This window comes from Lysobacter sp. cf310 (assembly GCF_900114355.1).
Taxonomy (GTDB): Bacteria; Pseudomonadota; Gammaproteobacteria; order Xanthomonadales; family Xanthomonadaceae; genus Lysobacter.
This window is the reverse complement of sequence record NZ_FOSS01000003.1, coordinates 1-25988: the sequence shown is the minus strand read 5'-3', so window position 1 is coordinate 25988 and position 25988 is coordinate 1. Positions and strand designations below refer to the sequence as shown.

Here is a 25988-nt window from a genome sequence, read left to right as displayed (position 1 = left end):
TCTTCACTCGCGGCGCCGGGGGATTTGCTTTGGCTGTGCGCAAGCAAAAGCAAATCCCCCCCTAGCCCCCTTTTTCAAAGGGGGGAACTCTCCCCCTATCTTCATCGCCGCATGAGCGACAATGAGGCGATCCGCGCGGATCGCCGCGCCACCGCACCGAGCCAGCCCGCCCCATGGCCAAGAAATCCCCCAACGCACCCGCCGGCCGTTCCAAGCCCGCCGCCGTCCCGATCGAGGTCGACGCCAGCCGCGCGCCGCCGCTGGGCATGCCCGCCGCGCAATTCCTGCGCGACTACTGGCAGAAGCGCCCGCTGCTGATCCGCAATGCCTTCCCGGGCCTGGTCTCGCCGATCCAGCCCGAGGACCTGGCCGGCCTGGCCTGCGAGGAGGCCGCGCTGTCGCGGCTGATCCAGCACGACCGCGCCAGCGACCGCTACTCGCTGCGCCACGGCCCCTTCGAGGAGGCCGAGTTCCCGGCGCTGCCGCATCAGGACTGGACCCTGCTGGTGCAGGACGTGGACAAGTGGGATGCCGACGTGGCCGCGCTGCTGCCCGCGTTCGACTTCCTGCCGCGCTGGCGCGTCGACGACATCATGGTGTCCTTCGCCGCGCCCGGCGGCTCGGTCGGCGCGCACGTCGACCAATACGACGTGTTCCTGCTTCAGGCCCAGGGCCATCGGCGCTGGCAGATCGATGCCGGCCCCAACCCGCCGCAGGAATTCCGCGCCGACGCCGAACTCAAGCTGCTGCGCGAGTTCGCGCCCAGCCACGACTGGGTGCTGGGCCCCGGCGACATGCTCTATCTGCCGCCTGGCGTGCCCCACCACGGCGTCGCCGAGGACGCCTGCCTGACCTTCTCGGTGGGCATGCGCGCGCCCTCCTCGGCCGAGCTGATGGGCGACTACATCGACACCCTGGCCGCCGAGGCCGACGAAGCGCTGCGCTACCGCGATCCCGACCTGAGCCCGCCGGCCGACCCCGCCGAGATCGACGCCGCCGCGATGACGCGCGTGGTCGAGGCCCTCAACACCCTGCGCATGAACGACCCCGACCGCCTCGGCGACTGGTTCGGCCGCTTCATCACCGTCTACCGCGCCGCCGGCGTGGTCTCGGCGGGCGCCGAACCGGCGCGTTCGCGCATCGAAATCGAATGGGACCTGGAACAGGGCGCGACCCTGTGGCGCCACCCCTGGTCGCGCCTGGCCTGGCGCCGCGCCCACGCCAAGGGCCAGGCCGCGCGCCTGTACGTGAGTGGCCAGGAATACGCGCTGCCGGCCAAGGACGCGCAGGCCCTGGCCAATGCGGTCGAGATCGATCGGGCCGTGTACGCCGCGCTGACCGAAGCCGGGCGCGCCTGCGTGCACGAACTGATCGCCGGCGGCCACTACCGCCTGGGCTTGGACGAAGACCAAGGCGAGGACGAAGGAGAGGACGCGTGAGCGCGGCGTCGGGCCAGGGCTTCAGCGTGGTCGCCGTGGCCGACTACGCGGCCGCCAAGCCGGCGCTGCGGGCGGTACGCGAGGCGGTATTCGTGCGCGAGCAGCAGGTGCCCGAGGCGCTGGAGCTGGACGCCGAACGCGATCCGCTGTGCGAGCACGTGCTGGCCCTGGACGCGGCCGGCGTCCCGATCGGCACCGGTCGGCTCACCCCGGACCGGCGCATCGGCCGCATGGCCGTGCTCGCGCCCTGGCGCGGCCGCGGCGTCGGCGACGCCTTGCTCGCCGCGCTGCTGCAACGCGCCGCCGAGCTGGGCTGGCGCGAAGTCTCGTTGCACAGCCAGGCCGGCGCGGTCGGCTTCTACGCCCGCCACGGCTTCCTGCCGCTGGGCGAACGCTTCCTGGAAGCCGGGATCGAACACCTGGGCATGCGCCGCCTGCTCGGCGCGGCCAACCCGGTCGACAACCGCGAGGCCGCCCTGGCCGCCCTGCTGGGCGTGATCGCGGGCGCGCGGCGCAGCTTGGCCATCTACAGCCGCGAGCTCGACCCCGGCCTGCTCGACCGCGCCGACGCGGTCGCCGCGCTGCGCCGCCACGCCACCGCCGGCGGCGGCGTGCGCGTGCTGCTGCAGGACCCGGCCGCGCCGCAGCGCGCGCTGGCGCCGCTGATCGGCCTGGCCCAGCGCCTGCCGACCGCGTTCGAGTTCCGCGCGATCGAGGAACCGGTCGATCAGAACTACCCCTCCGCCTACGCCGTCAACGACCGCGACGGCTGGTACTTCCGCACCCTCGGGCACCGCTTCGAGGGCGAGACGCGCATCGACGACGGCGCCCGGGCGCGCCAGCTGCGCGCGCATTTCGACCCGGTCTGGGAGCGCGCCCGCCCCTGCAGCGAATACCGCGCGCTGGGGATCTGAGCCGGCCCGGCACGGATTCGACGCCGGGGCCTGAGTCCCGGCTAAATCGCCGCCCCGCTGCGGCGGCCTTCCGGCGCGGCTTGAAAGCACGCGTAACAGCCCAAGATTTTCCGGGCTTGCCGCAGCGGCCGTTTCGACGGTCCGGCCCGGTCGGCTGCCGGAAATCGAAGAAAATCTGTCGCTTAGACCTAAGTAGTTATGCCGCTGGGCTTAACACTACCGCTATAATTCCGATCCTATGTCCGCGCGCAGCGCCTTCGGCGCGCGCGCGACTCCACATCCGCCCCCTAGAGTTTCCCGATAATCATCGTGGACAGCCTCCTGAAGCAGTTCTCCCAGTCCTCGCAACTCGGCGCCAACGCCGCCTTCATCGAAGACCTGTACGAGCAGTACCTGGTCGATCCCGACAGCGTCGGGGCCAAATGGAAGGCTTACTTCGACGGCTTCAAGGGCCGCGAAGCCGGCGATGTGCCGCATTCGGCCGCCATCGACTCCATCGCCCAGGCCAGCCGGGCCGCCGCCCGCGGCGCGCTCAACGGCGCCGCGCCGGGCGCCGGCCCCAGCGACGAACGCGAGCGCGGGGTCGGCAAACTGATCACCGCCTACCGCTCGCGCGGCCACCTGGCGGCCAACATCGACCCGCTGGGCCTGCTCGAGAAGCCGGAAGCGCCGGACCTGGCGCTGGGCTTCCACCGCCTGTCCGAAAGCGACCTGTCCGGCGAGTTCAGCACCGGCGGCGTGGGCGGCAAGGAACGCATGAAGCTGGGCGACCTGGTCGCCCTGCTCAAGGCCACCTACACCGGCCCGATCGGCGCCGAGTTCATGCATATCGCCGACGCCGAACAGCGCCGCTGGATGTACGAGCGTCTGGAAACCGCGGCCGGCAAGTACGGCCGCAGCGCCGAAGACAAGAAGCGCATCCTCGAGCGCCTGACCGCGGCCGACGGCCTGGAACGCTACCTGGGCACCAAGTACGTCGGCCAGAAGCGCTTCTCGCTGGAAGGCGGCGACGCCCTGATCCCGTTGATGGACACCACCATCCGCCGCGCCGGCGAGCACGGCGCCCAGGACGTGGTGATCGGCATGGCCCACCGCGGCCGCCTCAACGTGCTGGTCAACACGCTCGGCAAGCCGCCGCGCAAGCTGTTCGACGAGTTCGAAGGCAAGTTCGAGCACATCGAAGGCGACCTCGCCCACACCGGCGACGTCAAGTACCACATGGGCTTCAGCGCCGACGTCGCCACCCCCGGCGGCCCGGTCCACCTGGCGCTGGCGTTCAATCCCTCGCACCTGGAAATCGTCAACCCGGTCGTGGCCGGCAGCGTGCGTTCGCGCCAGACCCGCCGCGGCGACCAGGGCCGCGCCCAGGTGCTGCCGATCCTGCTGCACGGCGACGCCGCGTTCGCCGGCCAGGGCGTGGGCATGGAACTGTTCCAGATGTCGCAGGCGCGCGGTTTCGCGGTCGGCGGCACGCTCCACATCGTGATCAACAACCAGGTCGGCTTCACCACCAGCGCCCGCGAAGACGCGCGCTCGACCCTGTACTGCACCGACGTGGCCAAGATGGTCGGCGCGCCGATCCTGCACGTGAACGGCGACGATCCGGAAGCTGTGGTGTTCTGCGCCGAACTGGCGCTGGACTTCCGCAACCGCTTCGGCCGCGACGTGGTCATCGACCTGGTCTGCTACCGCCGCCACGGCCATAACGAGGCCGACGAGCCGGCGGCGACGCAGCCGCTGATGTACCAGGTGATCCGCAAGCACAAGACCCCGCGCGAGCTGTACGCCGAGCGCCTGATCGCCGAAGGCACGCTGCAGGCCGCCGATGCGCAGGCCCTGGTCGACGGCTACCGCGACAAGCTCGACGCCGGCGCGGTCACCACCGAGCTGGTCGAGGTCAAGCCCGACGAGTTCACCATCGACTGGTCCAAGTACCTGTCGGGCAAGGTCACCGACCCGGTCGACACCACCTTCGACCGCGCCAAGCTCGACGGCCTGGCCGTGCAGATCAACACCGTCGCCGACAACGTCAAGCTGCATCCGCGCGTGGCCAAGATCTACGAGGACCGCCGCAAGATGGCCGCCGGCGAGCTCGCCGGCGACTGGGGCTTCGCCGAGAACCTGGCCTACGCCACCCTGCTGACCGAAGGCTACAAGCTGCGCCTGGTCGGCCAGGACTGCGGCCGCGGCACCTTCTTCCACCGCCACGCGATCCTGCACGAGCAGACCAGCGACGATTACGTGCTGCCGCTGCGCGAGCTGGTCAAGACGCCGTCGGACGTGACCATCATCGACTCGCTGCTCAGCGAGGAAGCGGTGATGGCGTTCGAGTACGGCTACTCGACCGCCGATCCCATGACCCTGGACATCTGGGAGGCCCAGTTCGGCGACTTCGCCAACGGCGCCCAGGTCGTGATCGACCAGTTCCTGTCCTCGGGCGAAGCCAAGTGGGGCCGCCTGTGCGGCCTGGCGCTGTTCCTGCCGCACGGCTACGAAGGCCAGGGCCCGGAGCACAGCTCGGCGCGCCTGGAGCGCTTCCTGCAGCTGTGCGCGCTGGAGAACATGCTGGTGTGCGCGCCGACCACGCCGGCGCAGGCGTACCACATGATCCGCCGGCAGATGCGCATGAGCACGCGCAAGCCGCTGGTGGTGATGACGCCCAAGTCGCTGCTGCGCCACAAGCTGGCGGTGTCCAGCCTGGACGAACTGGCCCAGGGCGAGTTCCAGCACCTGATCCCGGACGCGGCCGCCAACCCGAAGAAGGTCAAGCGGGTCGTGGTGTGCTCGGGCAAGGTCTACTACGACCTGCTGGAAGAATCGCAGAAGCAAGGCCTGGACGACGTCGCTCTACTGCGCGTCGAGCAGCTGTACCCGTTCCCGCGCCAGGCCCTGAGCGAAGAGCTCAAGCGCTACGCCGCGGCCAAGGACGTGGTGTGGTGCCAGGAAGAACCGCAGAACCAGGGCGCGTGGTACCAGATCCGCCACCACCTCGCCGCCTGCCTGGCGCCGAAGCAGTCCCTGCACTACGCCGGTCGCGCGCGTTCGCCTTCGCCGGCGGCGGGCCATCTGGCCGACCACGTCGCCGAACAGACCAAGCTGGTCGCCGACGCCCTGGTCAATTCGCTGCACGGCGAGGACAGCGCCGAGTAATCGGCGCCGGTCCCGCGAGTCCCCCTTACCTACGCCCCATATCAATCAAGCAAGCCAGGATGCCCACCCCATGAGCACCGAGATCAAAGTCCCCGTCCTGCCCGAGTCCGTCTCCGACGCCACTATCGCCACGTGGCACAAGAAGCCGGGCGATGCGGTCAAGCGCGACGAGAATCTGGTCGACCTCGAAACCGACAAGGTCGTGCTCGAAGTCCCCTCGCCGGTCGACGGCGTGCTCAAGGAAATCAAGTTCGAGGAAGGCGCCACCGTGACCAGCTCGCAGCTGATCGCGATCGTGGAGGCCGGCGCCGTCGCCGACGCCAAGCCGGCCGCGGAAGCCGCTCCGGCCGCCGCCAAGGCCGCCGAGCTGCCGGCCGCCGGCGCGCAGCCGATCACCCCGAAGGCCGAGGCCGCCAAGGCGCCGGCCGGCAACGATCAACTGCCCCCGGGCGCGCGCTTCACCGCGAACAAGGAAGGCATCGACGCCTCCCAGGTCGAAGGCACCGGCCGCAAGGGCGCCGTGACCAAGGAAGACATCCTCAACTACGCCAAGTCCGGCGGCGTCGGCAATGCCGCGGGCGCGCGCGCCGAAGAGCGCGTGCCGATGACCCGCATCCGCGCGCGCATCGCCGAGCGCCTGATGCAGTCGAAGAACTCGATCGCGATGCTGACCTCGTTCAACGAAGTCAACCTCGGCAAGGTCATGGCCATGCGCAAGGAGCTGGGCGAGTCCTTCGAGAAGGCCAACGGCGTCAAGCTGGGCTTCATGAGCTTCTTCGCCAAGGCCGCCGCCAACGCGCTGCAGCGCCACCCGGTGGTCAACGCCTCGGTCGACGGCAACGACATCGTCTATCACGGCTACGCCGACATCTCGATCGCCGTGTCCACCGACAAGGGCCTGGTCACGCCGGTGCTGCGCAACGTCGAGCGCATGGGCTTCGCCGACGTCGAGAAGGCCATCGGCGATTACGCCAAGAAGGCGCGCGACGGCAAGCTGGCGCTGGAAGATCTGCAGGGCGGCACCTTCACCATCACCAACGGCGGCACCTTCGGCTCGCTGATGTCGACGCCGATCGTGAACCCGCCGCAGTCGGCGATCCTGGGCATGCACGCGATCAAGGAACGCGCGATCGTCGAGAACGGCGCCGTGATCGCCGCGCCGATGATGTACATCGCCCTGTCCTACGACCACCGCATCATCGACGGCAAGGACGCGGTGCTGTTCCTGGTCGACATCAAGAACCAGCTCGAGAATCCGCACCGCATGCTGCTGGGCATGTGATGCCTCCGAACCCCTCTCCCGCTTGCGGGAGAGGGGTTGGGGTGAGGGCCCGCCGCGATTACGCCAGCCCCCTGCCCCACGCCTCCCCTCATCCGCCCTCCGGGCACCTTCTCCCGCACGCGGGAGAAGGGAAAGGCAAAGGAACTCCGCAATGTCTGAGCAATTCGACGTAGTCGTCATCGGCGCCGGCCCGGCCGGCTACCACGCCGCCATCCGCGCCGCCCAGCTCGGTCTCAAGACCGCCTGCATCGACGCCGCGCTCGGCAAGGACGGCAAGCCCGCCCTCGGCGGCACCTGCCTGCGCGTGGGCTGCATCCCGTCCAAGGCCCTGCTCGACAGCTCGCGCCAGTTCTGGAACCTGCAGCACCTGTTCGGCGAACACGGCATCACCACCGACAACGCCAAGATCGACGTCGCCACCATGATCGGCCGCAAGGACAAGATCGTGAAGCAGTTCACCGGCGGCATCGCGATGCTGTTCAAGGCCAACAAGATCACCCCGTACTACGGCTTCGGCACCCTGCACCCGGGCAACGTGGTCAAGGTCAAGCAGCACGACGGTTCGGAAGTCGAACTCAAGGGCACCAACGTCATCATCGCCGCCGGTTCGGATTCGATCGAACTGCCGTTCGCCAAGTTCGACGGCGACAAGATCGTCGACAACGTCGGCGCGCTGGACTTCACCGAGGTGCCCAAGCGCTTGGGCGTGATCGGCGCCGGCGTGATCGGCCTGGAGCTGGGCAGCGTGTGGAAGCGTCTGGGCTCGGAGGTCACCATCCTCGAAGCCCTGCCCGACTTCCTCGCCGCCGCCGATGCCGAGGTCGCCAAGACCGCGGCCAAGGAATTCAAGAAGCAGGGCCTGGACATCAAGCTGGGCGCCAAGGTCAGCAAGGCCGAGATCAAGAAGGACGGCGTGCACCTGACCTACAACGACGGCAAGGCCGATCAGGAACTGGTCGTGGACAAGCTGCTGGTGGCCGTCGGCCGTCGCGCCGCGTCCAAGGGCCTGCTGGCCGAAGGCACCGGCGTCAAACTCAACGAGCGCGGCCAGATCGAGGTCGACGAGCACTGCCACACCGGCGTCGACGGCGTGTGGGCGGTCGGCGACTGCGTGCGCGGCCCGATGCTGGCGCACAAGGGCTTCGAGGAAGGCATCGCGGTCGCCGAGCTGATCGCCGGCCTGCCGGGCCACGTCAATCTCGACACCGTGCCGTGGGTGATCTACACCGAACCGGAAATCGCCTGGGTCGGCAAGACCGAGCAGCAGCTCAAGGCCGAGGGCGTGCCCTACAAGACCGGCAGCTTCCCGTTCGCGGCGATCGGCCGCGCCGTGGCCATGGGCGAGCCGGCCGGCTTCGTCAAGGTCATCGCGCACGCCGAGAGCGACCGCGTGCTGGGCCTGCACCTGGTCGGCGTCGGCGTGTCGGAACTCGTGCACGAGGGCGTGCTGACCATGGAATTCAACGGCTCGGCCGACGACCTCGCCCGCATCTGCCACGCCCACCCGACCCTGTCGGAAGCGATCCACGACGCGGCGATGGCGGTCGACAAGCGCGCGATCCACAAGGCCAACTGATCGGCCTGCAAGACCGGAACGGCGCACCCTGGTGCGCCGTTCTGCATTTCAGCCCCACTACGCCGCAACGCGAAGCTTCGCCGGTCGGCATCGGATACCAGCATGAAATCGCTCTGCGTCTACTGCGGCTCCAATTCCGGCTCGCAACCGATCTACACCGAACGCGCGATGGCCCTGGGCCAGCGCATGGCCCGCGACGGCATCGCCCTGGTCTACGGCGGCGGCAACGTCGGCCTGATGGGCGTGGTCGCCGACGCGGTGCTGGAAGCCGGCGGCGAGGCCATCGGCGTGATCCCCGAGCAACTGGTCAACTGGGAAGTCGCGCACCGCGGGCTGACCAAACTCGAAGTGGTCGGCTCCATGCACGAGCGCAAGGCGCGCATGTTCGATCTCGCCGACGCCTTCGTCGCCCTGCCCGGCGGCTTCGGCACTCTCGACGAAATGTTCGAGATGCTGACCTGGCGCCAGCTCGGCATCGGCGACAAGCCCTGCGCCTTCCTCGACGTCGAAGGCTTCTACTCGCCGCTGATGGCGATGCTGGACCGCATGGTCGCCGAACGTTTCCTGCATGCCGACCAGCGCCGCGACCTGTGGCACGGCGACGACCTGGACGCGATGCTGACCTGGATGCGGGCCTATCGCCCGGCCGAAGCCAGCAAGTGGATGGACGAGAAGCGTCGCAACGCGCTGCGCTAAGCTGCACCGATCCAGAAGGAGATCGGACGATGCGCGCGATGGTGGTGCCGTTGCTGCTCGGCTTGTGCGCGTGCCAGCCCGCCGAAGAAGTCGAGCCCGAGTTCCGCGACGACACCCATGTCGTGCTCAAGCGCAGCGGCTGCCTCGGTTCGTGCGTGCCCTACGAGGTCCACATCGGTCCCGGCGGCAACGTGGGGTTCGTCGGCCGCGATCGAACCGGCCGACATCCCGAGCGAAATGAAGAGGGCGACGTGGTCAGAGTCTATGCGCTGGCCTACCCGCATCGCCGCGCCATGTTCGATCTGATCTTTTCGCAGGCCTTCGCCGAACTCGAACCGGTCTACACCGCCGGCGTCACCGACGGCCAGACCACGACGATCACCATCACCGATCGCCACGGCAGCCGTTCGGTTTCTCGCAACGTCGCCGCCTGCCTGCGCGACCGCAAGCAGCCGGGCGCACTGCCGGCGATCGCTGCGGCCGGCAAGCCGGCGCGCTGGGTGCCGGACGTGTTCTGCGAAGCCGTCGAGCTGATCGATAGCGCCAGCTGCGCCACCTATTGGAGCGCCGAACTCGAGGCGCCCGGCGACCCCACCGATCCGCGTTTGTCGCCACCGTGGCAGTGCCGCCCGGCGGACCATCCCCACTGACGACGACGCGCGACGCCGGTCCGGATCCGCCCGGGCTGCGTTAGGATCGCGTCGGGGAATACAGATCCGGAACATCCGATGCGCACTCCGTTCGCGACCGCCGCGCTCGCGGCCTTGCTGGTCTGGCCGCTCGCCGCCGGCGCCAAAGACAAAGCGGCCAAATCGGCCTACGACTGCGCCGAGGTCGCCGAGCTGCCCGCCGACGCCAGCGAGAACGATCGCCGCCTGGCCTGCACCATTCCCGACAAGTACCGCCGCGACGTCGCCATCGCCGAGTACATCGGCAACGCGATCCGCCGCCACGACCTGGCGGCCTGGCTGACCACCGACCAGTTGGTCAAGATCAAAGCCCTGCCGGACGCGCCCGGCCAGCCCTCGGGTTGGCTCACCCTCGAGCGCGACGACGACATCGACGTGCGCTACTTCAGCAAGGTCGACGGCCAGTTGGTCGCGTTCGCATCGGCGACCCTGGGCTTGACGCCCCTCGGCGTGCGCGACGCCACCCGCCTGCAACCGCCGCAGCCCGCGCAGCCGCGCGAACAACGGCTGATGGCGGCGCTGCATCTGGCCCGTCAGCAGGACCAGGTCTATTGCAGCCAACGTCCGCCCAATACCGTCGCCTTCGAATACGAAGAGGACGGCCAGGACCAGATCCTGGTGTTCGTGATGACCCCATGGCTGGACGAGTCCGCGCCGTTGGGCGGTTACGCCATGTACCGCATCGACGCCCAGGGCGAACGCCTGATCGACCGTTACGAACAGACCCGCAGCTGCGTGAACACGACCCTGGATCAGGCGCGCAAGCCCGATTCGCTGTTCGTCTCGCACCTGACCTCGGCCGCGCCGACCATGTTCCATGTGTTCATGAGCCTGCAGTACCGCACGCCGATCGTGGTGTTCACCACCCAGAACGAGCAATTGTGGAAGGTCGAGCGCGGCCGCATCCGGCTGTTGGGCCCGGACGAGCCCGACTACCGCAAGCTCAAGCAGTGGAGCGACGGCATCGAGCGCAAGCACGAAGCCGCGCCGACCTCCAGCCCGATCGGTTGAAGCGGCCGCACCGGCCATGAGCGGGCGCGCAATCGCGCTCGGTTATCATCGCGTTCTGTCTGCAGAGAACGCGCCATGACCGTGCCTAGCGACTTCAACGCCTTCCGCATCCACAACGACGGCGCCGGCTACCGCAGCGGCATCGAACGCGTGTCGATCGATGCCCTCTCGCCCGGCGAGATCGTGATCAAGACCGCGTATTCCTCGATCAACTTCAAGGACGCGCTGGCCGGCACCGGCGAAGGCAAGATCCTGCGCCGCTTCCCCCTGGTCGGCGGCATCGACGTGGCCGGCCACGTGGTCGCCTCCAGCGACGACAAGTTCCGCGAGGGCGATGCGGTGCTGGTGACCGGCTGCGGCCTCAGCGAAACCCGCGATGGCGGCTACGCCGAGTACGCGCGCCTGGAAGCGCAGTGGGCGATTCCCCTGCCCGGCGGCCTGAGCCTGCGCGAGAGCATGATCCTGGGCACCGCCGGCTTCACCGCCGCGCTCGCCCTGCACCGCATGCAGGACAACCGCCAGACGCCCGAACTGGGCCCGCTGGCGGTGACCGGCGCCAGCGGCGGCGTGGGCTCGCTGGCGATCGACATCTTCAGCCGCGCCGGCTACGAAGTGCACGCGATCAGCGGCAAGGCCGAGCAGGCCGAGTATCTGACCTCGATCGGAGCCAGCCAGGTGCTGGGCCGCGACGCCCTGGCCACCGCCCGGCCGATGGAGTCGGCGCGCTTCGGCGGCGGCCTGGACAACGTCGGCGGGCCGATGCTGACCAGCCTGCTGGCCCAGACCGCGCCCTACGGCAACGTCGCCAGCGCGGGCCTGGCCGCCAGCCCTGCGCTGGACGCCACGGTGATGCCGTTCATCATCCGCGGCGTGTCCCTGCTGGGGGTGGCCTCGGCCGGCACCGCGCGCCAGATCCGTGACGAAGTCTGGCGGCATCTGGGCAGCGACTGGAAACCCGCGCACCTGGACCGCATATGCACCCGTGAAGTGGGGCTGGCGGAGCTGCCTCAGGTATTCCCGGGCATGCTGGCCGGGGGTTCCCTGGGCCGGACGCTGGTCGTGATCTAGTTGGCATTGCGGCGTCAGCGCGCATCGCTACAATCGAGACAATTCCGGGGGAAACACATGGCGCGTATTCTGATCGTCGACGACTCACCGTCTCAGCTGATGGGCATCCGCCGCATCGTCGAGAAGCTGGGGCATGAGGCCTTGACCGCCGAAGACGGCGCGGCGGGCGTGGAAGCCGCCAAGCGCGAAATCCCCGACCTGATCCTGATGGACGTGGTGATGCCGAACCTCAACGGCTTCCAGGCCACGCGCTCGATCTGTCGCGAGGCCACCACCAAGCACATCCCGATCGTGCTGGTGACCACCAAGGACCTGGACACCGACCGGGTCTGGGGCATGCGCCAGGGCGCCAAGGCCTACATCACCAAGCCCTTCAGCGAAAGCGACCTGTCCGAGATCATCGCCCAGCTGCTGCCGGGCTGATCGCCGCCAGCGGGCCGTCGCAGGCCCGCCGCTTTACCGTAAAGCCCTAACGCTTTCCGTGGGAGCGACGCGAGTCGCGATCGTGGAGCGTCGGCGTGCCGCGCAGTTCGGCCTCGCGTAGACCTGATGCGTAGGACGTGGTGAGCCGCAGGCGAACCGCATCGCCCGTCGCCAGTGCGATATCGCGCCGGTGCGGTTCGCTGCGCTCACCGCACCCGACGGCATCCGCTCAGCCGCGCCGCCAATCGTCGCCGAAGGCGTCGCGCATGCGCGCATAGGCCTCGTGCTGGGCTTCGGTGTTCGCGCGCGGCGCCAGCACCTCCAGCTCGACGATCTGGTCGCCCGGCGGCGTGCCCGGCAGGCCGCGGCCGCGCAGGCGCAGCTTGCGTCCGGCTTCCGAGTTCGGCGGGATCTTCAGTTCCACCGCGCCGCCCAGGGTCGGCACGCTGATGGTCGCGCCCAGCGCCGCTTCCCACGGCGCCAGCGGCAGCACGTGGATCACGTTGCGGCCGTCGACTTCGAAATGCGGATGCGCGGCGTACTCGATTTCCAGCAGCAGATCGCCGTGGCTGCCCTGCCCGGCCAGCCGTATCATCTGCCCCGGCTGGATGCCCTTGGGAATGCGCACTTCCAGGGTGCGCCCGTTGACCGAGATCCGTACCGATCCGCCCTCGTAGATCGTCTCCAGCGCCACCGCCAGCTTGGCGCGGGTGTCGCCGCGCGGCGGCGGCCGACCGGCCTGGCCGCCGAAGCCGGCCGGGCCGCGCCCGCGCCCGAACAGGCTTTCGAAGAAGTCGCTGAAACCGCCGCCCGCGCCGCCGCCGGCGAAGATCTCGTCGAAATCGGCGCCGCCATAACCGCCGCCGAAGCCGCCCGGCGGCGGCTGGACCTCGTCGCCGGGCCGATAGCCGCGCGCGCGCAACTGGTCGTAGGCGCCGCGCTTCTGCGGATCGCGCAGCGCTTCGTAGGCCTCGTTGACGGCCTTGAACTTGTCCTCGGCGCCGGCCTCCTTGCTGACGTCCGGATGGTATTTGCGCGCCAGCCGCCGGTACGCGGTCTTGATCTCGGCTTCGCCGGCGCTGGGTTCCACGCCCAGGGTTTCGTAGTAATCCTTGAACTGCATCGCGGCTCCCTCTAGCTCGCTGGTGAGCGGTCGACACCGGCCCACAGAGTAGGCGGCGCGCGATCGCACGGGAAGACCGGGCCGAAATGGCCGCCGCGCCTGCGTTTTTCAATGCTTGCGCGCACAATGCGCGCTGTACCCGGGTCTTGACGCGCCGTTACGCGCGCGCCGACCAGACTGCCATCCCCACCGGAGAGTATCCCCATGAGCATCCAGGTCGGCGACCGCCTGCCCGAAGTCAATCTGCAACGCATCCGCGAAGGCGTCGAGACCGTCGACACCAACGCCCTGTTCGACGGCCGCAAGATCGTGCTGTTCGCGGTGCCCGGCGCCTTCACTCCGACCTGCTCGGAGAAGCACCTGCCCGGCTTCGTCTCGCATTTCCACGATTTTCGCGCCAAGGGCATCGAAGTCGCCTGCATGGCGGTCAACGACCCCTTCGTGATGCAGGCCTGGGGCCAGAGCCAGCACGTGCCCGACGGCCTGATGATGCTCGCCGACGGCAACGGCGATTTCACCCGCGCGCTGGGCCTGGAGCTGGACGCCAGCGCCTACGGCATGGGCACGCGCGCCAAGCGCTTCGCGCTGTACGCCGAGAACGGCGTGGTCACCCAGTTGAAAGTCGAAGCGCCGGGCGAATACCGCGTGTCCTCGGCCGAACACATGTTGACGCTGGTCTGATCGCCTAGACATGAACGCGGGCGGCGGCGCCTACATCGCCGTCACCGGCCGCCGGGCATCGTTGGGGGCACCTCGCCCCCAGCGACCGCCAGGAGGTCGATATGAGTGCCAAACCCGCACGCAAGTCCGCGCACGCGGTGGCCGCCACGGCCAGCCGCAAGCCCGAAGCGGCGATGATCACCGACGTCAAGGCCATCCGCGCCCGCGCCCGCCAGCACATCCAGGACGGCGCGATCACCAGCAGCTACAACGCCGACCGCGGCACCGTGATCAAACTGCTCAACGAAGCGCTGGCGACCGAGATCGTCTGCGTGCTGCGCTACAAGCGCCACTACTTCATGGCCAGCGGCCTGATGGCCGACGCGGTCAAGGCCGAGTTCCTCGAGCACGCCAACGAGGAACAGGCGCATGCCGACCGCATCGCCGAACGCATCGTGCAGCTCGGCGGCGAACCCGATCTGAATCCCGACGTGCTGTCCAAGCGCTCGCATGCCGAGTACGTGGAAGGCAGCGACCTGCGCGACATGGTCAAAGAGGATCTGGTCGCCGAGCGCATCGCCATCGACAGCTATCGCGAGATCATCGACTACCTCGGCGACCGCGACACCACCACCAAGCGCATGATGGAATCCATCCTCGCCCAGGAAGAGGAACACGCCGACGAGCTGGCCGACCTGCTAGACGGCTGGACCGGCAAGTAAGCGCCTAGGCGGCGCGCCCGGATCGGGCGGCGGCGAGGGCCGCTGCTAGACTCGCCGCATGAGCCGCCTGGTCCATATCGCCCGCATGCGCGCCCGTCTGGAGCGCGCGCATTGGCCGCGCCTGCAGATGGCGACCATCGTCGCCATCACCGGCGGTGTCGGCTTCATCGCCTCCTATGCCCTGCTGCGTGGCGGCTTGGACGCGATGTGGCAGCGCTACCCGCTCGCGGTCGCCATCGCCTACGCCGTGTTTCTGTCGTTGTTGTGGCTGTGGGCCCGGTTCTTCGAGCGCAAGGCCTACGACTGGCTCGATCTGGTGCCCGATGGCGGCGGTTTCGGCGGCGGTGGCTCCACTGGAGGCGCTTCGGGCGGCGGCGGACACAGCGGCGGGGGCGGCGCTTCGGCGTCGTTCGAGGTCGAGGGCAACGTGCCCATGCCCTCGATCGCGGCGCCCGACGTCGATGTGAGTTTGCCCGAGCTCGAATTGCCCGATGCCCTGGGCGGCGCCGACGAAGGCGGTTGCGTGCTCGTGCTCCTGCTGCTGGTCGCGGCGGTGGCGCTCAGCGCGCTGTTGTTCACCGTCGGCTGGGTGGTCTGGATCGCGCCGACCCTGATGGCCGAACTGATCCTGGACGTCGCCCTCGCCGGCAGTCTCTATCGCCGACTGCGCCGCATCCAGACCCAGCATTGGCTACGCACCGCGCTGCGACGCACGATCTGGCCGGTGCTGGGCGTGGCCCTGACCCTGGCCGTGCTCGGTTATGCCGGAACGCGCTACGCGCCGGGCGCGGACTCCATCGGCGACGTGGTCGCCGCGATGCGGGCGCGCGAGTGAAACCTCAACGCATGCGCCCTTTGCCGCGCGAATTCGTCCCGTTCCGCCTGCTCGGCGCGCCGGTGGTATTCCACTGGAGCGTGCCCTTGGTGGCGGCACTGATCCTGGCCTCGTCCTTGAACGGGAATCCGCTCGCGGCCCTGGTCGGTATGCTGGCCTATCTGCTGCTGATCGTCGCCCACGAAGCCGGACACGCCTGGGTTGCGCGCCGCCATCGGCTGTACGTGGACAGCCTGCGCATCTATCCCATGCACGGGCAGTGCGTGCACGAGATGGCGCGCACGCCGGCCCAGGACATCGCGATCGCCTGGGGCGGCGTCGCCGCGCAGGCGCTGCTGTTCGTGCTGGCGATGCTGATCGGCCTGCTGCCTTCCTCGCCCGGCACCCTGAGCTCCCTGCAGACCGCGTTGGTGGTCGTCTGGGGCCCGGTCAACCTGCTGATCGTGGCGTTCAACCTGTTGCCGATGGCGCCGCTGGACGGCGCGCGCGCCTGGCGCGTGCTGCCCTGGCTGCGCCAGCGCTGGCGCGCGCGTGCGCAAGGGCCCAAGCCGGCCAAACCCAAGCCGCGCGCACGGGGCGAGCGCGGCAAGGTGGTGTCGCTGGACGAACATCGCCAGCGCAACGCGCGTAACGACGACTGAAGCGCGGCTCTCGGCGCCTTAACGCAATACCCGAAACCGCACTCGCGACCAGGCGCCGCTGTCGGCCAGCGCAGTGAGCTGATGTTCGCCGGGCTCGCCGAAATCGTGCGCGAAGGCGGTGTCGCCTTCGGTTTCGCCGATCAGGCGACCGTCCAGCAGCCAGCGAATGCGCGCCGCGCTGCCTATCGCGCGCAGGGACAGCCGCAGCGCGTGCACGCTGCCGGGCGCGCGCGCGATCGTGGCCTGATCGGCCAGGCCTTCGATGCGCAGCTCCTCGCTGGCGTCGCGGCCGTCGGCGGCGCAATCGGGCGCCAGCGGCGGCAGGCGCGAGGCGCGCCGGGTTTCCGCGGGCAACCAGGGCGATGCCAGCGCCGGCCAACGCGCGATGCTGGCTTCGCGGCGCGCATGCGGCGCGCTGCAGTCGGCGGACAGGCGCAGGCCGCTGCGCGTATCGACGTCGAAACGCTCCACGCCCGCGTTCCACAAGCGCGCATCGCGTTCGGCGAAGGTAGGCGGCACCGAGCCGTCCAGGGTCCAGGCCTGCAATCTCTTCTGACACAGCTGCGGCGCCTGCGGATCCGGCGGCAGGCCCAGCGGCCAGCACACCTCGATCTGCGCCACGTTCGCCGGCGGCGGCTTCAGCGCACCGTCGCCGCGCTGGCGCGGCAGGCTGTCGACCACTTCGAACAACAGCGGCAAGGCGGTGACCGCGCCGTACTGCCCGGGCAGCGGCGTGCCATCCGGCCGTCCGACCCAGACCCCCACCGTGTAGCGGCGCGTGCTGCCCAAGGCCCAGGCATCGCGGAAGCCATAGCTGGTGCCGGTCTTCCAGGCCACGCGCGGACGGCCCGAGGTGTCGAAGGTATCGGCGACGGCGCCCGGCCGCGGATTGGCCTCAAGCACTTCGCGCACGATCCAGGCCGCACCCGGCGACAACAAACGGCGCTCCATCAGCGCCGCATCCGGCGTATAGCGCACGCGCCCGGCCAGGCCTTCGCGATTCAGCGCCGCGTAGGCACCGACCAGGTCCTCCAGGCGCGCGCCGGTGCCGCCCAGGATCATCGACAGGTTCGGCGTCGCGCCGCGCGGCCAATGCAGCTCGATGCCCGCATGCGCGAGCCGCGCCGAGAAGCGGCTGGGCCCCAGCCGATCCAGCAGATCCACCGCGGGCACGTTCAACGAAAGGCGCAGCGCTTCGGCCGCGCCCACCGGCCCGTTGAAATTGGCGTCGAAGTTGCCGGGCCGGTAGTCGCCGAACGACTGCGGCGCGTCGACCAACAAGCTTTCGGAATGGATCAGGCCGTCGTCCAGGGCCAGGCCGTACAGGAAAGGTTTGAGCGTCGAGCCCGGCGAACGCCAGGCCTTGACCATGTCCACATGGCCCAGGCGCGCGCTATCGCCGAAGGTCGCCGAGCCGACGTAGGCGCGCGCCTCCAGGCTGGCGTTGTCGATCACCAGCAAGGCCGCCGAGGTGCGCTCGGGCAGATTGGAGAAGTAGGCGGCGACGCGATCCTCGAGCGTGCGCTGCAGCTCGATGTCGATGGTCGACACCAACCGCGTCGCCTTGGGCTGCTCGAAGCGCAGGCGCTGCGCGAGCAGAGGCGCGTGCTGCGGCGGCTGCAACGAACGCGCGACCACCGGCTCGATGCGCGCGTCGGCGACCAGGGCGCGCGACCACACGCCCAGCGCAGCCATGCGCGCCAACACCTTGTCGCGCGCCACCCGCGCACGCTCGGGCTCGCGGTCCGGACGCAGGCGGCTCGGCGACTGCGGCAGCACCGCCAGCAGCGCGGCCTCGGCGTGCGACAGACGCGAGGAAGGCTTGCCCAGATACGCCCAGCTCGCCGCTTCCACACCTTCCACCGTGCCGCCGAACGGCGCTCGGTTGAGATACAAGCTCAGGATCTCGCGCTTGGACAGATGCATTTCCAACTGCAGCGCGCGCAGCAACTGCTTGAGCTTGCCCCAGGGCGTGCGCGTATGCGGGTCCAGGATGCGCGCGACCTGCATGGTCAGGGTCGACCCGCCGGAGACCACCCGGCCGCTGCCCAGCCACTGCCCGCCCGCGCGCAGCAAGGCGTAGGGATTCACGCCGGGATGCTTCCAGAACCAGCGGTCTTCGTAGTTCAACAGGGCCTGCAGGTACAGCGGCGAGACCTGCTCGATGCGCACCGGGTAACGCCAGATGCCGCCGCGATCGGCGAACGCGCGCAGTGGCGTGCCATCCATGGCGACCACCACCGCGCCGGCCTGGCTCTCGCGCGGCAGCGGCAGCGGAAAAGCCAGATCCAGCAGCATCGCCGAGGTCACTAACAGCAGCGCGGCGAGCAGCAGCTTCATTCCGAAGCGCCGCCGCGTCGGCAGCGTGGTCGTTGCCGTGGTCGTTGCCGGATCGGACTTCGCTCCACGCAGGCGACGCCACCAGCGCCGGCATGCGCTCCAGCCTCTCCCGCCTGCGGAAGAGGCTGGGGGTAAGGGCCGCTCCGGCGCCGGAGGTTCCGTACTGCTCACTGGATGCACCGGCTTTCGTTCACTGGAACTCGGTTCTCAGCCCCTTTCCCGCAAGCGGGGCGAGGGCCAGCGTGTGCGAGCCATGGGCTCGCGCTGCACCGGATGCCCGACCGCGATGCGGTCGGGCTGGGGTGCGGGTTGAGGGCCGCCGCGGGTTCGACATCCGAACCCGCGGCGCTGCCTCACTTGCCCGGCTGCCTCACCGTCAGCATCGCCGGCACCGCCTTGCCGACGCCGCGCAGGTCGGGACGGTACATGTCCTCGACCAGCGACGGCGGCACGGTGTAGGTGCCCGGGGTGACCGCGCGCACCAGGTAGAACACCCGCGCGGTGTCGCCGACATCGAGCTTGAGCGCGGCCACGTAGCGATCGTCGCGGAACTCCTCGTGACGCACTTCGGCGGCGTCGTCGCGGTCGGAGATCTCGATCCCGTCCACCACCACGCCGGCCCACTGCTTGGCGTCGCCGAGGTTGAAGTTCTCGATCTCCAGGCCCGCCGGCAGCAGATCGGTGAGCAGGGCATCGGGCATGGTGCGGCTGGCCTTGATGCTGACCTGCACGATCAAGGCCTCGCCCTCCTCCAGGCTGCCGCCTTCCCATTCCTCGCCCTTGGTCGTGTAGTACTTGCGCTTGACCTCGATCACCGAGCTGTCCGGATCCGGCGCGCGGCGCGGCACGCCGGCCACTTCCATGCTCGCGTACAGCGGCGGCTGGCCGACCGGCGCGAAGCTCACGCCCGCGGCCAGCGCGTCGTAGTCGAACAGGCGGCCGACGATCTTGGCCGCGCCGGCATCGCTGGCGACGTCGCCGACCTTCCACTGGCCGGACACGGTCTTGGCCTGGTCGGCCATCAGCGCCTTGCCCAGGCGCGCCAGGGCGACCTGCTCCTGCGTGCTCAGCCACAGCCAACCGCGGTTGCGGCGCGCGTCCAGCTCCAGGCCCAGCGGCACCGCGCGGCCGTCGTAGGCCGGCGTGGCGTAGCCGCGCTCGTGCACCAGCGCGATCATCAAGGCGTCGTCGCGCACGCGGCTGCCGTAATCGCCCAGGTACTCCGGACGGTCCTTGGAGTCCTTGGCGAAACCTTCGGCGATCGCCTTCTTGCCGCGCGCCTTGTCGCCCTGCATCGACAGCGCCAGGCCCAGGTGCACCAGCGGCAGACCGGTCACGCTGTTCTTGCGCTCGTTGTCGTAGAGCGCGCGCAAGGTACCCAGCGGAGCGCGGTTGACGCGCGCCAGCACATAGCCGGCATGCGCCTGGTAGGCGAACTTGAGGTGTTCGCGGCGGTCGTAGCCGAAGAACTGGGCGCCGCCCGACAGCAGGTCCTCGTTGAGCACCTTCAGGGACTTCTGCAGCATGGTCTCGGGCACCGCGAAGCCGGCGTCGCGCGCGTCCAGCAGGAACTCAACCACGTAGGGCGTGATCGCCTGATTGACGTAGTCGCCGTCGCCCCACATCGAATAGTGGCCGGAACCGATCTGCATCGCCGCCAGGCGGCCGAACGCGCCTTCCATGCGCGCGCGCCGCTGCTTGGCGTCCAGACCCTTGACCCCGAGCATCTTGGCGGTGGCCTCGTCCAGCTCCAGTGCGGCATAGCCCTTGCTGGTGGTCTGCTCGGCGCAGCCGTACGGATACTCCAGCGCACCCTGCAGCGCGCTGGCGAACGGAATCGGCGGCAAGGCGCTGACCGTCATGCGCGCGTTCACCGAGCCCGGCATCAGGCCTTCGGCGAAGTCCGCGCCCAGACGCACCGAGGCGTTGTCCTCCAGCACCTGGGTACGCGCACGCAAGACCTGCGGCCAGGCCGGCCGCACCGGCACGTCGTAGCGCCGGTCGACCTTGTAGCCGTTGCCCTCCACGCGCACGCGCACCTGCGCCACCGTGTAGCCCTCGCGGGCAACGATCGGGAAGGTGTAGGTGGTCTTGGCCTCGACACCCAGCGTGGCCTTGCGGTTGCCGTCGCTCAGCGCCAGCGGGCCGATGCCTTCGACCTTGACCTCGAACTCGCCGGGTTTGCCGGTGAAGTTCTGCACGTCCAGGGTCACGTTGCTGCGGTCGCCCGGTGCCAGCACGCGCGGCGTGCTGGCTTCGGCCAGCACCGGTGCGCGCACGATGGTCTCGCGGTCGCGTTTACCGTACTTGCCGCCGGAGTACACCAGCGCCGAGACGCGCAAGGTACCGTTGAAGTCCGGCACCGCCAGCTTGACCAGGGCATTGCCCTTGGCGTCCAGGCGCACGGGGCCGGCGAACAGATCCACCGTCTGCACCTTGGCGGTCGGGCGCCGCGCCTGCGGCAGCGCCTCCAGCGCGGCGTCGCCGCCGAAGCGGATCTTGGCGGTCCCGCCCTCGAAGCTCTCGATCACGCGCCCGTAGACGTCGTAGGCGTCCACGCCCAAGCGGCGCTGGGCGAAGAAGTGCGCGGCCGCGTCCGGCACCGGGAAGCGGGTGATGTTGAGGATGCCGACGTCGACCGCGGACACGGTCACGTAGGCCTCCTGCCCGGCCAACTGCGGCGCGCTCACGGTGACCGGCAGATCCTGCTCGGGTCGCATCAGCTTGGGTACGTTGAGGCCGACCGCGACCGTGCGCTCGCGCCGGTCCATCGGCACGTGGGCGATGCCGACCGCACGCGCGGGCGTGATCTTGCTGGGCGCGCTGCCGCCGCGGAACACCAGCGCGGTGACATAGACGTCGTGGCGGTCCCAGTCGTTGGTGACCGGAATCTCGAAGCTGCTGCCGGCCTTCACGTCGATCGCCTGCACGTACAGCATGCGATCGCTTTCGACCATCAGCAGGCCCTTGCCCGCATGCGGCGGGGTCAGGGTGACCTTGAGCGTATCGCCGGCCTTGTAAGCGGTCTTGTCGAGCGCGATCTTGACCTTGTCGGGACGCGCGTCGAGGCCGCGGTTCTGGTCGTCCCAGCTCCAGCCCGCCTTGAACGGATAGCGCGAGGTCAGCTGGGTCGCCGGGTCGTAGACGTCGATGCGGTACTCGCCCCACTCGACCGGGAAGTCCAGGCGCAGCGGCGAGGCGCCAAGGTCGACGTTGCGGGTCTGCACGTCTTCGTAACGGCGGTTGAAGTCGTAGTCCCAGCCGCCGTCGGCGTCGTAGTTCCAGTGGTAGTCGCGGTGTTCGCGGATCAGGGTCACGCGCAGGCCGCGCGCCGGCCGCGGCTTGCCGTCGGCGCCGACGCGGGTCAGCTCGAAGCCGGCGTTGCCGTTGGAATCGGTGCCTTCCTTGTCGTCGAACAGCGGGCGCACGCCGACCAGGGCATCGGCCGGCCACAACACGCGCTTGAGGCTGCGGTTGACGCTGCGGCCGCCGCTTTCGTAGACGCTGCCGGTGAGAATGGCGGCGATCGGGCTGACCGGCTTGGCCTCGGTGGGCAAGGCGACGTTCTGTTGCAGCTTGCCCTGGGCGTCGAGCGTGGTGTCGACCACGTCCTTGGCTTCCTTGGGCAGGCTCAGGGTCGGGTCGCCGAAGAAGTAACCGGGCAGTTGCTCCAGCGGATGCTGCTCCACCATCACCGCGAGCTTGGCGGTGAAGCGGTTGCCGGCGGCGGGCGCGCCATACAGGTAGGCGCCGTCGACGGCGAGCTTGATCGGCTCGCCCGGCTTGAGCGTGGCCTGGGCATTGAGGTCGAGCTTGAGACGTTCGGGCAGGAACTCCTCGATGCGCAGGGTCATGCCCTGCACCGCTTCCTTGCTGGCCGGATCGGTGCGGAACTCGACCCGCCAACGGCCGGTCGCGGCATCGGCCGGAATCACCTGGGCGTGGCGCACATAGCCCTGGCTGTCGGGCTGCAGGCGCGTTTCCAGGAAGGTCTTGCCGTCGGGCTGCACGTAGCGCAGGAACACCGGCTGCAAGGCCTTGCCCTTGAGCGCGACCGGCTTGCCGTCCTGATCGCGCAGCAGCGCCGACAGGCGCACGGTCTCGCCCGGGCGGTAGAGATCGCGCCCCGACCAGGCGAACACGTCGAACCAGGCCTGCTCGCGGCCGGAGACCGCGAACTCGGACAGGTCCAGCGCCGGCTGGTTGAACGGCAGCATCGACACGTCGCTGCCGCGCTGCGCCACCAGCACCTGGGTGGCGTCGAGTTTGTAGGCCAGCATCACGTTGCCGTTGCGATCGGTCTCGCCCTTCAGCACCGGCTCGCCATTGGCGTCCAGCACCTTGAGCTCGACGCCGCCGACCGCGTCGCCGTTCTCCAGCGAGGCGGTGTGCACGAACAGCTTGTCCTTGTAGGCGCGCGCGTGCAGGCCGAGATCGCTGACGGTGAAGAACGCGGTCTCGAACTCGTCCTTGAACTGGCCGGTGCGCTTCATCACCGCGAAGTACAGGCCGGGCTTCTGCAGCTCCTCGATGTCCTGCAGCGGCAGATAGGTGAGCACGCGCTCGTTGGGCTTGCCGCCGAGCACGAAGCGATTGACGTAGACCGGCTCGGCCAGCTTGGACAATGGGGTCTTGTCGTCCCAATCGCGCTCCAGCTCCCAGCTGCCGCGACGGCCGCCGCGCTGGTATTCGGCGAAGAACTTGGGCAGTTCCTTGTCCTTGATGCGCATGAACTCGACGTCGACTTCGGCGACGTTGATCGACACCACCGGCAGGCCGCGGCTCTCGCGCGCCGGCAGCACGCTGCCTTGCGAGGCGAAGCCGACCACCGGGTCCAGCGGACCGGTGTAGACGTTGCGGGTGACGGTCTTGCCGATGCGGTCGCCGTCGGCGGCGGTGAGCCCGCCCTTGATGGTGACCACGTAGTCCTTGCTGGCTTCGACGTGGGGGAAGCGCAGGATCTTGCCGCCGTCGTCCAGCACCCAACTGCCCTTGACCACGGCACCGTTCTTGTCGGCGACCGCGATCAGGTCGTCGAAGGCCTGGCTGCCGACCAGCGGCTGACTGAATTCCAGGGCGATCGCGAGCTGTTCGTCGGCTTTCTGATCGGGATAGGCCGCGACCAAACCGAAACCCGTGACCGTCTCGCGCTTGGCCTTGATCGCCTCGCCGCTGACCTCGGGCAGCTGCCCGGTGGTGTCGCGTTTGCAGGCCGCGGGCCCGCCGATCAGCAGCAGCGCCAAGGCCAAGGCCGCGGCCGTGCGCGCCATGCGCCGGAACGAAAATGCAGCAACACCCACCACGCTATCCATGTCGTCTCCCCTAGGGTTGCGACGAGTATAGAGCGCGCCAGGCATCGCCATGAGGACGATTTGAAGACCAGTCCGAAGCACCGTTTTGCTGGCGTTGCCGATTGCCGACGGCGGCCGGATCGGCCGCCGACGATGCCGCCGGCCCGACCCTGAAACATTGTTTCAAAGCAAAGTCGCGCCGATCCGGTCCATGCAATCCGAGTGCCAATGCATGACCCCAATCACACTGCGGGCGCAGCTGCGGGTGGTTTCCCCTGTCCCATCCAGGCAGTGGCTTGGCTAGGTTGAAAAAGGGACGGATCGACGATCCGTCCGCCACCGCCCTGCGCATCGGCCGACACGGACGCCGCGCCAGGGATCGCCATCGACGCGGCCGAACCCGGCCGTACAGGGAGAGAGAGAACCCGATGACCACTCGTAAACCCGCAGCGCGCCTGGCCCAGGCCGCGCTGCTCCTGAGCATCGCCAGCGCCCCGGCGTTCGCGGCCAAGCCGTTGTTCGTCGGCGAAGCGCCCGCGCCGCAACGCGCCGCGCTCGCCACGGCGCAGCAGCTGTCGCAAGCCGCGCCCACCCGCAGCCTGCGCATCGAACGCGCCGACGCTTCGGTGGTGAGCGCGCAGAACCGCGAAATCGAACTGCGCCTGGGTTCGCGCCTGGTCACCGCCACGCTCGACGATGCCCATCAGACCGCACGCGGCAACACCGTCTGGCTCGGCCGCCTGCGCGATTCGCGCGGCGCCTCGGCCCTGCGCGGCACGCGCGAAGTGCGCGTCGACGAACGCAATTCGGTGGCCCTGGTCCGCCACGGCAACCGCATCACCGGCAATGTGCGCGTGGACGGCACCCTGTACCGCATCCAGTCCCTGCCCGACGGCAGCAACGCGGTGATCGAGGTCGACGAAAGCCGCCTGCCGCCGGACCACGCGGCCGACTACAACGAAGCCGGCATGCCGCAGATCGACATGCGCGCCGCCGCGGCGCGCGCCGTGAGCGGCGGCGGCCTGGTCGGCGCTGCCGCGATCGACCCGGGCGCCACCGCCACCATCCGCGTCCAGGTGGTCGCGACCAATCAGGCCGTCACCGCTTACGGCGGCGACATGGAGGCCTTGATCGAACTGGCCGTGGCCGAGAGCAACCAGGGCTACGCCAACTCCAACGTCGGCATTAACATGGTCCTGGCCAACTACCGCACGGTGCAATACACCTCGGTCGGCGACGGCCATGCCACCGACGTGCAGCGCTTCGCCGGCACCACCGACGGCTACATGGACGACGTCCACGCCAGCCGCGACGCCAACGCCGCCGACGTCAACGTGCTGGTCATCGACGACGACAGCAACTGCGGCCGCGCCAGTTCGATCGGCTCCAACGCCGCCAGCGCGTTCGCGACCGTGTACTGGGATTGCGCGACCGGCTACTACAGCTTCGCCCACGAGATCGGCCACCTGCTGTCGGCGCGCCACGACCCCGCCAACGACCCCAGCAGCACGCCTTACGCCTACGGCCACGGCTACCAGTACGCACCGGCCAGCGGCGCGCGCTGGCGCACCATCATGGCCTACCAGTGCAGCGGCACCGCCTGCACGCGCCTGAACTACTGGTCCAACCCCGACGTCACCTATAACGGCGTGGCGATGGGCAATACCAACCTCAGCCACAACCAGCGCGTGCTGGTGCAGACCAAGGCGGCGATGGCGGCGTTCCGCGCCGACCCGGGCGCCAACGTCGCGCCGACGGCCAACTTCAGTTCCTCGGCCAGCGGCCTGACGGTGGCGTTCACCGACACCTCCACCGACAGCGACGGCAGCATCGCCTCGCGCAGCTGGAACTTCGGCGACAGCACCACCTCCACCGCCACCAACCCCAGCAAGACCTACGCGGCCGCCGGCACCTACACCGTCACCCTGACCGTCACCGACGACGACGGCGCCACCAACACCAAGACCGCCACGGTCACGGTCGGCACCAGCGGCGTGCAGACTTACACCAACGGCACCGACGTCAACATTCCCGACAACAACGCCACCGGCGTGAGCAGCTCGATCGTGGTCTCCGGCCGCACCGGCAACGCTCCGACCAACGCCTCGATCTCGGTCAACATCGTCCA

General features: G+C 69.3%; 18 protein-coding genes and 1 pseudogene. 16 read left to right on the top strand and 3 right to left on the bottom strand.

The window, feature by feature from the left end; all coding sequences use genetic code 11:
- Positions 1–266: 266 nt before the first annotated feature.
- The 10 genes from BMZ45_RS11425 to pilH all read left to right on the top strand — a co-directional run bounded on the left by BMZ45_RS11425 (position 267) and on the right by pilH (position 12248).
- Positions 267–1439, top strand: a complete 1173-nt coding sequence (locus BMZ45_RS11425) for a ribosomal protein uL16 3-hydroxylase (protein ID WP_254776651.1) — start codon at positions 267–269, stop codon at positions 1437–1439.
- Positions 1436–2353 (top strand): GNAT family N-acetyltransferase, encoded by a 918-nt coding sequence (locus BMZ45_RS11420; protein ID WP_254776614.1) that lies wholly within the window; start codon positions 1436–1438, stop codon positions 2351–2353. Before BMZ45_RS11425 ends, BMZ45_RS11420 begins: the two co-directional genes overlap by 4 nt.
- 309 nt (positions 2354–2662) lie before the next feature.
- Complete coding sequence (locus BMZ45_RS11415) at positions 2663–5503, top strand: 2-oxoglutarate dehydrogenase E1 component (RefSeq protein ID WP_091636495.1); 2841 nt, start codon at positions 2663–2665, stop codon at positions 5501–5503.
- Between the two features lie 70 nt (positions 5504–5573).
- Positions 5574–6785: a dihydrolipoyllysine-residue succinyltransferase gene (gene sucB, locus BMZ45_RS11410; protein WP_091636491.1), complete on the top strand. Its 1212-nt coding sequence runs from the start codon at positions 5574–5576 to the stop codon at positions 6783–6785.
- A 151-nt stretch (positions 6786–6936) separates the two neighbouring features.
- Complete coding sequence (lpdA, locus tag BMZ45_RS11405) at positions 6937–8361, top strand: dihydrolipoyl dehydrogenase (protein WP_091636489.1); 1425 nt, start codon at positions 6937–6939, stop codon at positions 8359–8361.
- Positions 8362–8463: 102 nt separating this feature from the next.
- Complete coding sequence (locus BMZ45_RS11400; RefSeq protein ID WP_091636486.1) at positions 8464–9057, top strand: LOG family protein; 594 nt, start codon at positions 8464–8466, stop codon at positions 9055–9057.
- 29 nt (positions 9058–9086) lie between these two features.
- Positions 9087–9707: a DUF6438 domain-containing protein gene (locus BMZ45_RS11395; RefSeq protein WP_091636483.1), complete on the top strand. Its 621-nt coding sequence runs from the start codon at positions 9087–9089 to the stop codon at positions 9705–9707.
- A gap of 78 nt (positions 9708–9785) precedes the next feature.
- A complete protein-coding gene (locus BMZ45_RS11390) occupies positions 9786–10757 on the top strand; it encodes a hypothetical protein (RefSeq protein WP_091636480.1) in 972 nt (323 codons plus the stop codon).
- Between the two features lie 75 nt (positions 10758–10832).
- Positions 10833–11825, top strand: a complete 993-nt coding sequence (locus tag BMZ45_RS11385) for a YhdH/YhfP family quinone oxidoreductase (protein WP_091636477.1) — start codon at positions 10833–10835, stop codon at positions 11823–11825.
- Positions 11826–11882: 57 nt separating this feature from the next.
- Positions 11883–12248, top strand: coding sequence for a twitching motility response regulator PilH (pilH, locus tag BMZ45_RS11380; protein ID WP_056174471.1), 366 nt, complete (start codon positions 11883–11885; stop codon positions 12246–12248).
- 229 nt (positions 12249–12477) lie between these two features.
- On the opposite strand, the gene BMZ45_RS11375 is transcribed toward pilH, so the two are convergent.
- Positions 12478–13371, bottom strand: coding sequence for a DnaJ C-terminal domain-containing protein (locus tag BMZ45_RS11375; protein WP_091636475.1), 894 nt, complete (start codon positions 13369–13371; stop codon positions 12478–12480).
- A gap of 204 nt (positions 13372–13575) precedes the next feature.
- Here BMZ45_RS11375 and BMZ45_RS11370 point away from each other — a divergent pair, with 204 nt between their 5' ends.
- From BMZ45_RS11370 to BMZ45_RS11355, 4 genes are all read left to right on the top strand, one after another.
- Complete coding sequence (locus BMZ45_RS11370) at positions 13576–14052, top strand: peroxiredoxin (RefSeq protein WP_091636472.1); 477 nt, start codon at positions 13576–13578, stop codon at positions 14050–14052.
- A gap of 173 nt (positions 14053–14225) precedes the next feature.
- On the top strand, positions 14226–14753 hold the full coding sequence (locus BMZ45_RS11365; protein WP_254776650.1) for a ferritin-like domain-containing protein: 528 nt from the start codon (positions 14226–14228) through the stop codon (positions 14751–14753).
- Between the two features lie 58 nt (positions 14754–14811).
- Complete coding sequence (locus tag BMZ45_RS11360) at positions 14812–15588, top strand: hypothetical protein (RefSeq protein ID WP_091636465.1); 777 nt, start codon at positions 14812–14814, stop codon at positions 15586–15588.
- Positions 15589–15599: 11 nt separating this feature from the next.
- A complete protein-coding gene (locus BMZ45_RS11355; protein ID WP_091636462.1) occupies positions 15600–16229 on the top strand; it encodes a hypothetical protein in 630 nt (209 codons plus the stop codon).
- Between the two features lie 18 nt (positions 16230–16247).
- On the opposite strand, the gene pbpC is transcribed toward BMZ45_RS11355, so the two are convergent.
- Both pbpC and BMZ45_RS11345 read right to left on the bottom strand, forming a co-directional pair.
- Positions 16248–18569, bottom strand: a complete 2322-nt coding sequence (gene pbpC / locus BMZ45_RS11350; protein ID WP_091636460.1) for a penicillin-binding protein 1C — start codon at positions 18567–18569, stop codon at positions 16248–16250.
- A gap of 353 nt (positions 18570–18922) precedes the next feature.
- Entirely contained in the window at positions 18923–23839 is a 4917-nt protein-coding gene (locus tag BMZ45_RS11345) for an alpha-2-macroglobulin family protein (protein WP_091636454.1), read from the bottom strand.
- A gap of 449 nt (positions 23840–24288) precedes the next feature.
- On the opposite strand from BMZ45_RS11345, the pseudogene BMZ45_RS11340 reads away from it, so the two are divergent.
- Together BMZ45_RS11340 and BMZ45_RS22200 are read left to right on the top strand one after the other, a co-directional pair.
- Positions 24289–25587: pseudogene (locus tag BMZ45_RS11340) on the top strand (M12 family metallo-peptidase); the annotation flags it as partial.
- A partial coding sequence (locus BMZ45_RS22200) for a PKD domain-containing protein (RefSeq protein ID WP_343124208.1) occupies positions 25573–25988 on the top strand: 416 nt, incomplete at its 3' end. The pseudogene BMZ45_RS11340 and the gene BMZ45_RS22200, both read left to right, overlap by 15 nt.

Excerpts from the sequence above, each read along its gene's own strand:
- BMZ45_RS11370 (WP_091636472.1), top strand. The coding sequence starts at position 13,576 with ATGAGCATCCAGGTCGGCGACCGCCTGCCCGAAGTCAATCTGCAACGC.
- sucB (WP_091636491.1), top strand. The coding sequence starts at position 5,574 with ATGAGCACCGAGATCAAAGTCCCCGTCCTGCCCGAGTCCGTCTCCGAC.
- BMZ45_RS11345 (WP_091636454.1), bottom strand. The coding sequence starts at position 23,839 with ATGGCGCGCACGGCCGCGGCCTTGGCCTTGGCGCTGCTGCTGATCGGC.
- lpdA (WP_091636489.1), top strand. The coding sequence starts at position 6,937 with ATGTCTGAGCAATTCGACGTAGTCGTCATCGGCGCCGGCCCGGCCGGC.
- BMZ45_RS11365 (WP_254776650.1), top strand. The coding sequence starts at position 14,226 with ATGATCACCGACGTCAAGGCCATCCGCGCCCGCGCCCGCCAGCACATC.
- BMZ45_RS11395 (WP_091636483.1), top strand. The coding sequence starts at position 9,087 with ATGCGCGCGATGGTGGTGCCGTTGCTGCTCGGCTTGTGCGCGTGCCAG.
- pilH (WP_056174471.1), top strand. The coding sequence starts at position 11,883 with ATGGCGCGTATTCTGATCGTCGACGACTCACCGTCTCAGCTGATGGGC.
- BMZ45_RS11375 (WP_091636475.1), bottom strand. The coding sequence starts at position 13,371 with ATGCAGTTCAAGGATTACTACGAAACCCTGGGCGTGGAACCCAGCGCC.
- BMZ45_RS11360 (WP_091636465.1), top strand. The coding sequence starts at position 14,812 with ATGAGCCGCCTGGTCCATATCGCCCGCATGCGCGCCCGTCTGGAGCGC.
- BMZ45_RS11425 (WP_254776651.1), top strand. The coding sequence starts at position 267 with ATGCCCGCCGCGCAATTCCTGCGCGACTACTGGCAGAAGCGCCCGCTG.
- BMZ45_RS11355 (WP_091636462.1), top strand. The coding sequence starts at position 15,600 with ATGCGCCCTTTGCCGCGCGAATTCGTCCCGTTCCGCCTGCTCGGCGCG.
- BMZ45_RS11400 (WP_091636486.1), top strand. The coding sequence starts at position 8,464 with ATGAAATCGCTCTGCGTCTACTGCGGCTCCAATTCCGGCTCGCAACCG.
- BMZ45_RS11390 (WP_091636480.1), top strand. The coding sequence starts at position 9,786 with ATGCGCACTCCGTTCGCGACCGCCGCGCTCGCGGCCTTGCTGGTCTGG.
- pbpC (WP_091636460.1), bottom strand. The coding sequence starts at position 18,569 with ATGAAGCTGCTGCTCGCCGCGCTGCTGTTAGTGACCTCGGCGATGCTG.
- BMZ45_RS11385 (WP_091636477.1), top strand. The coding sequence starts at position 10,833 with ATGACCGTGCCTAGCGACTTCAACGCCTTCCGCATCCACAACGACGGC.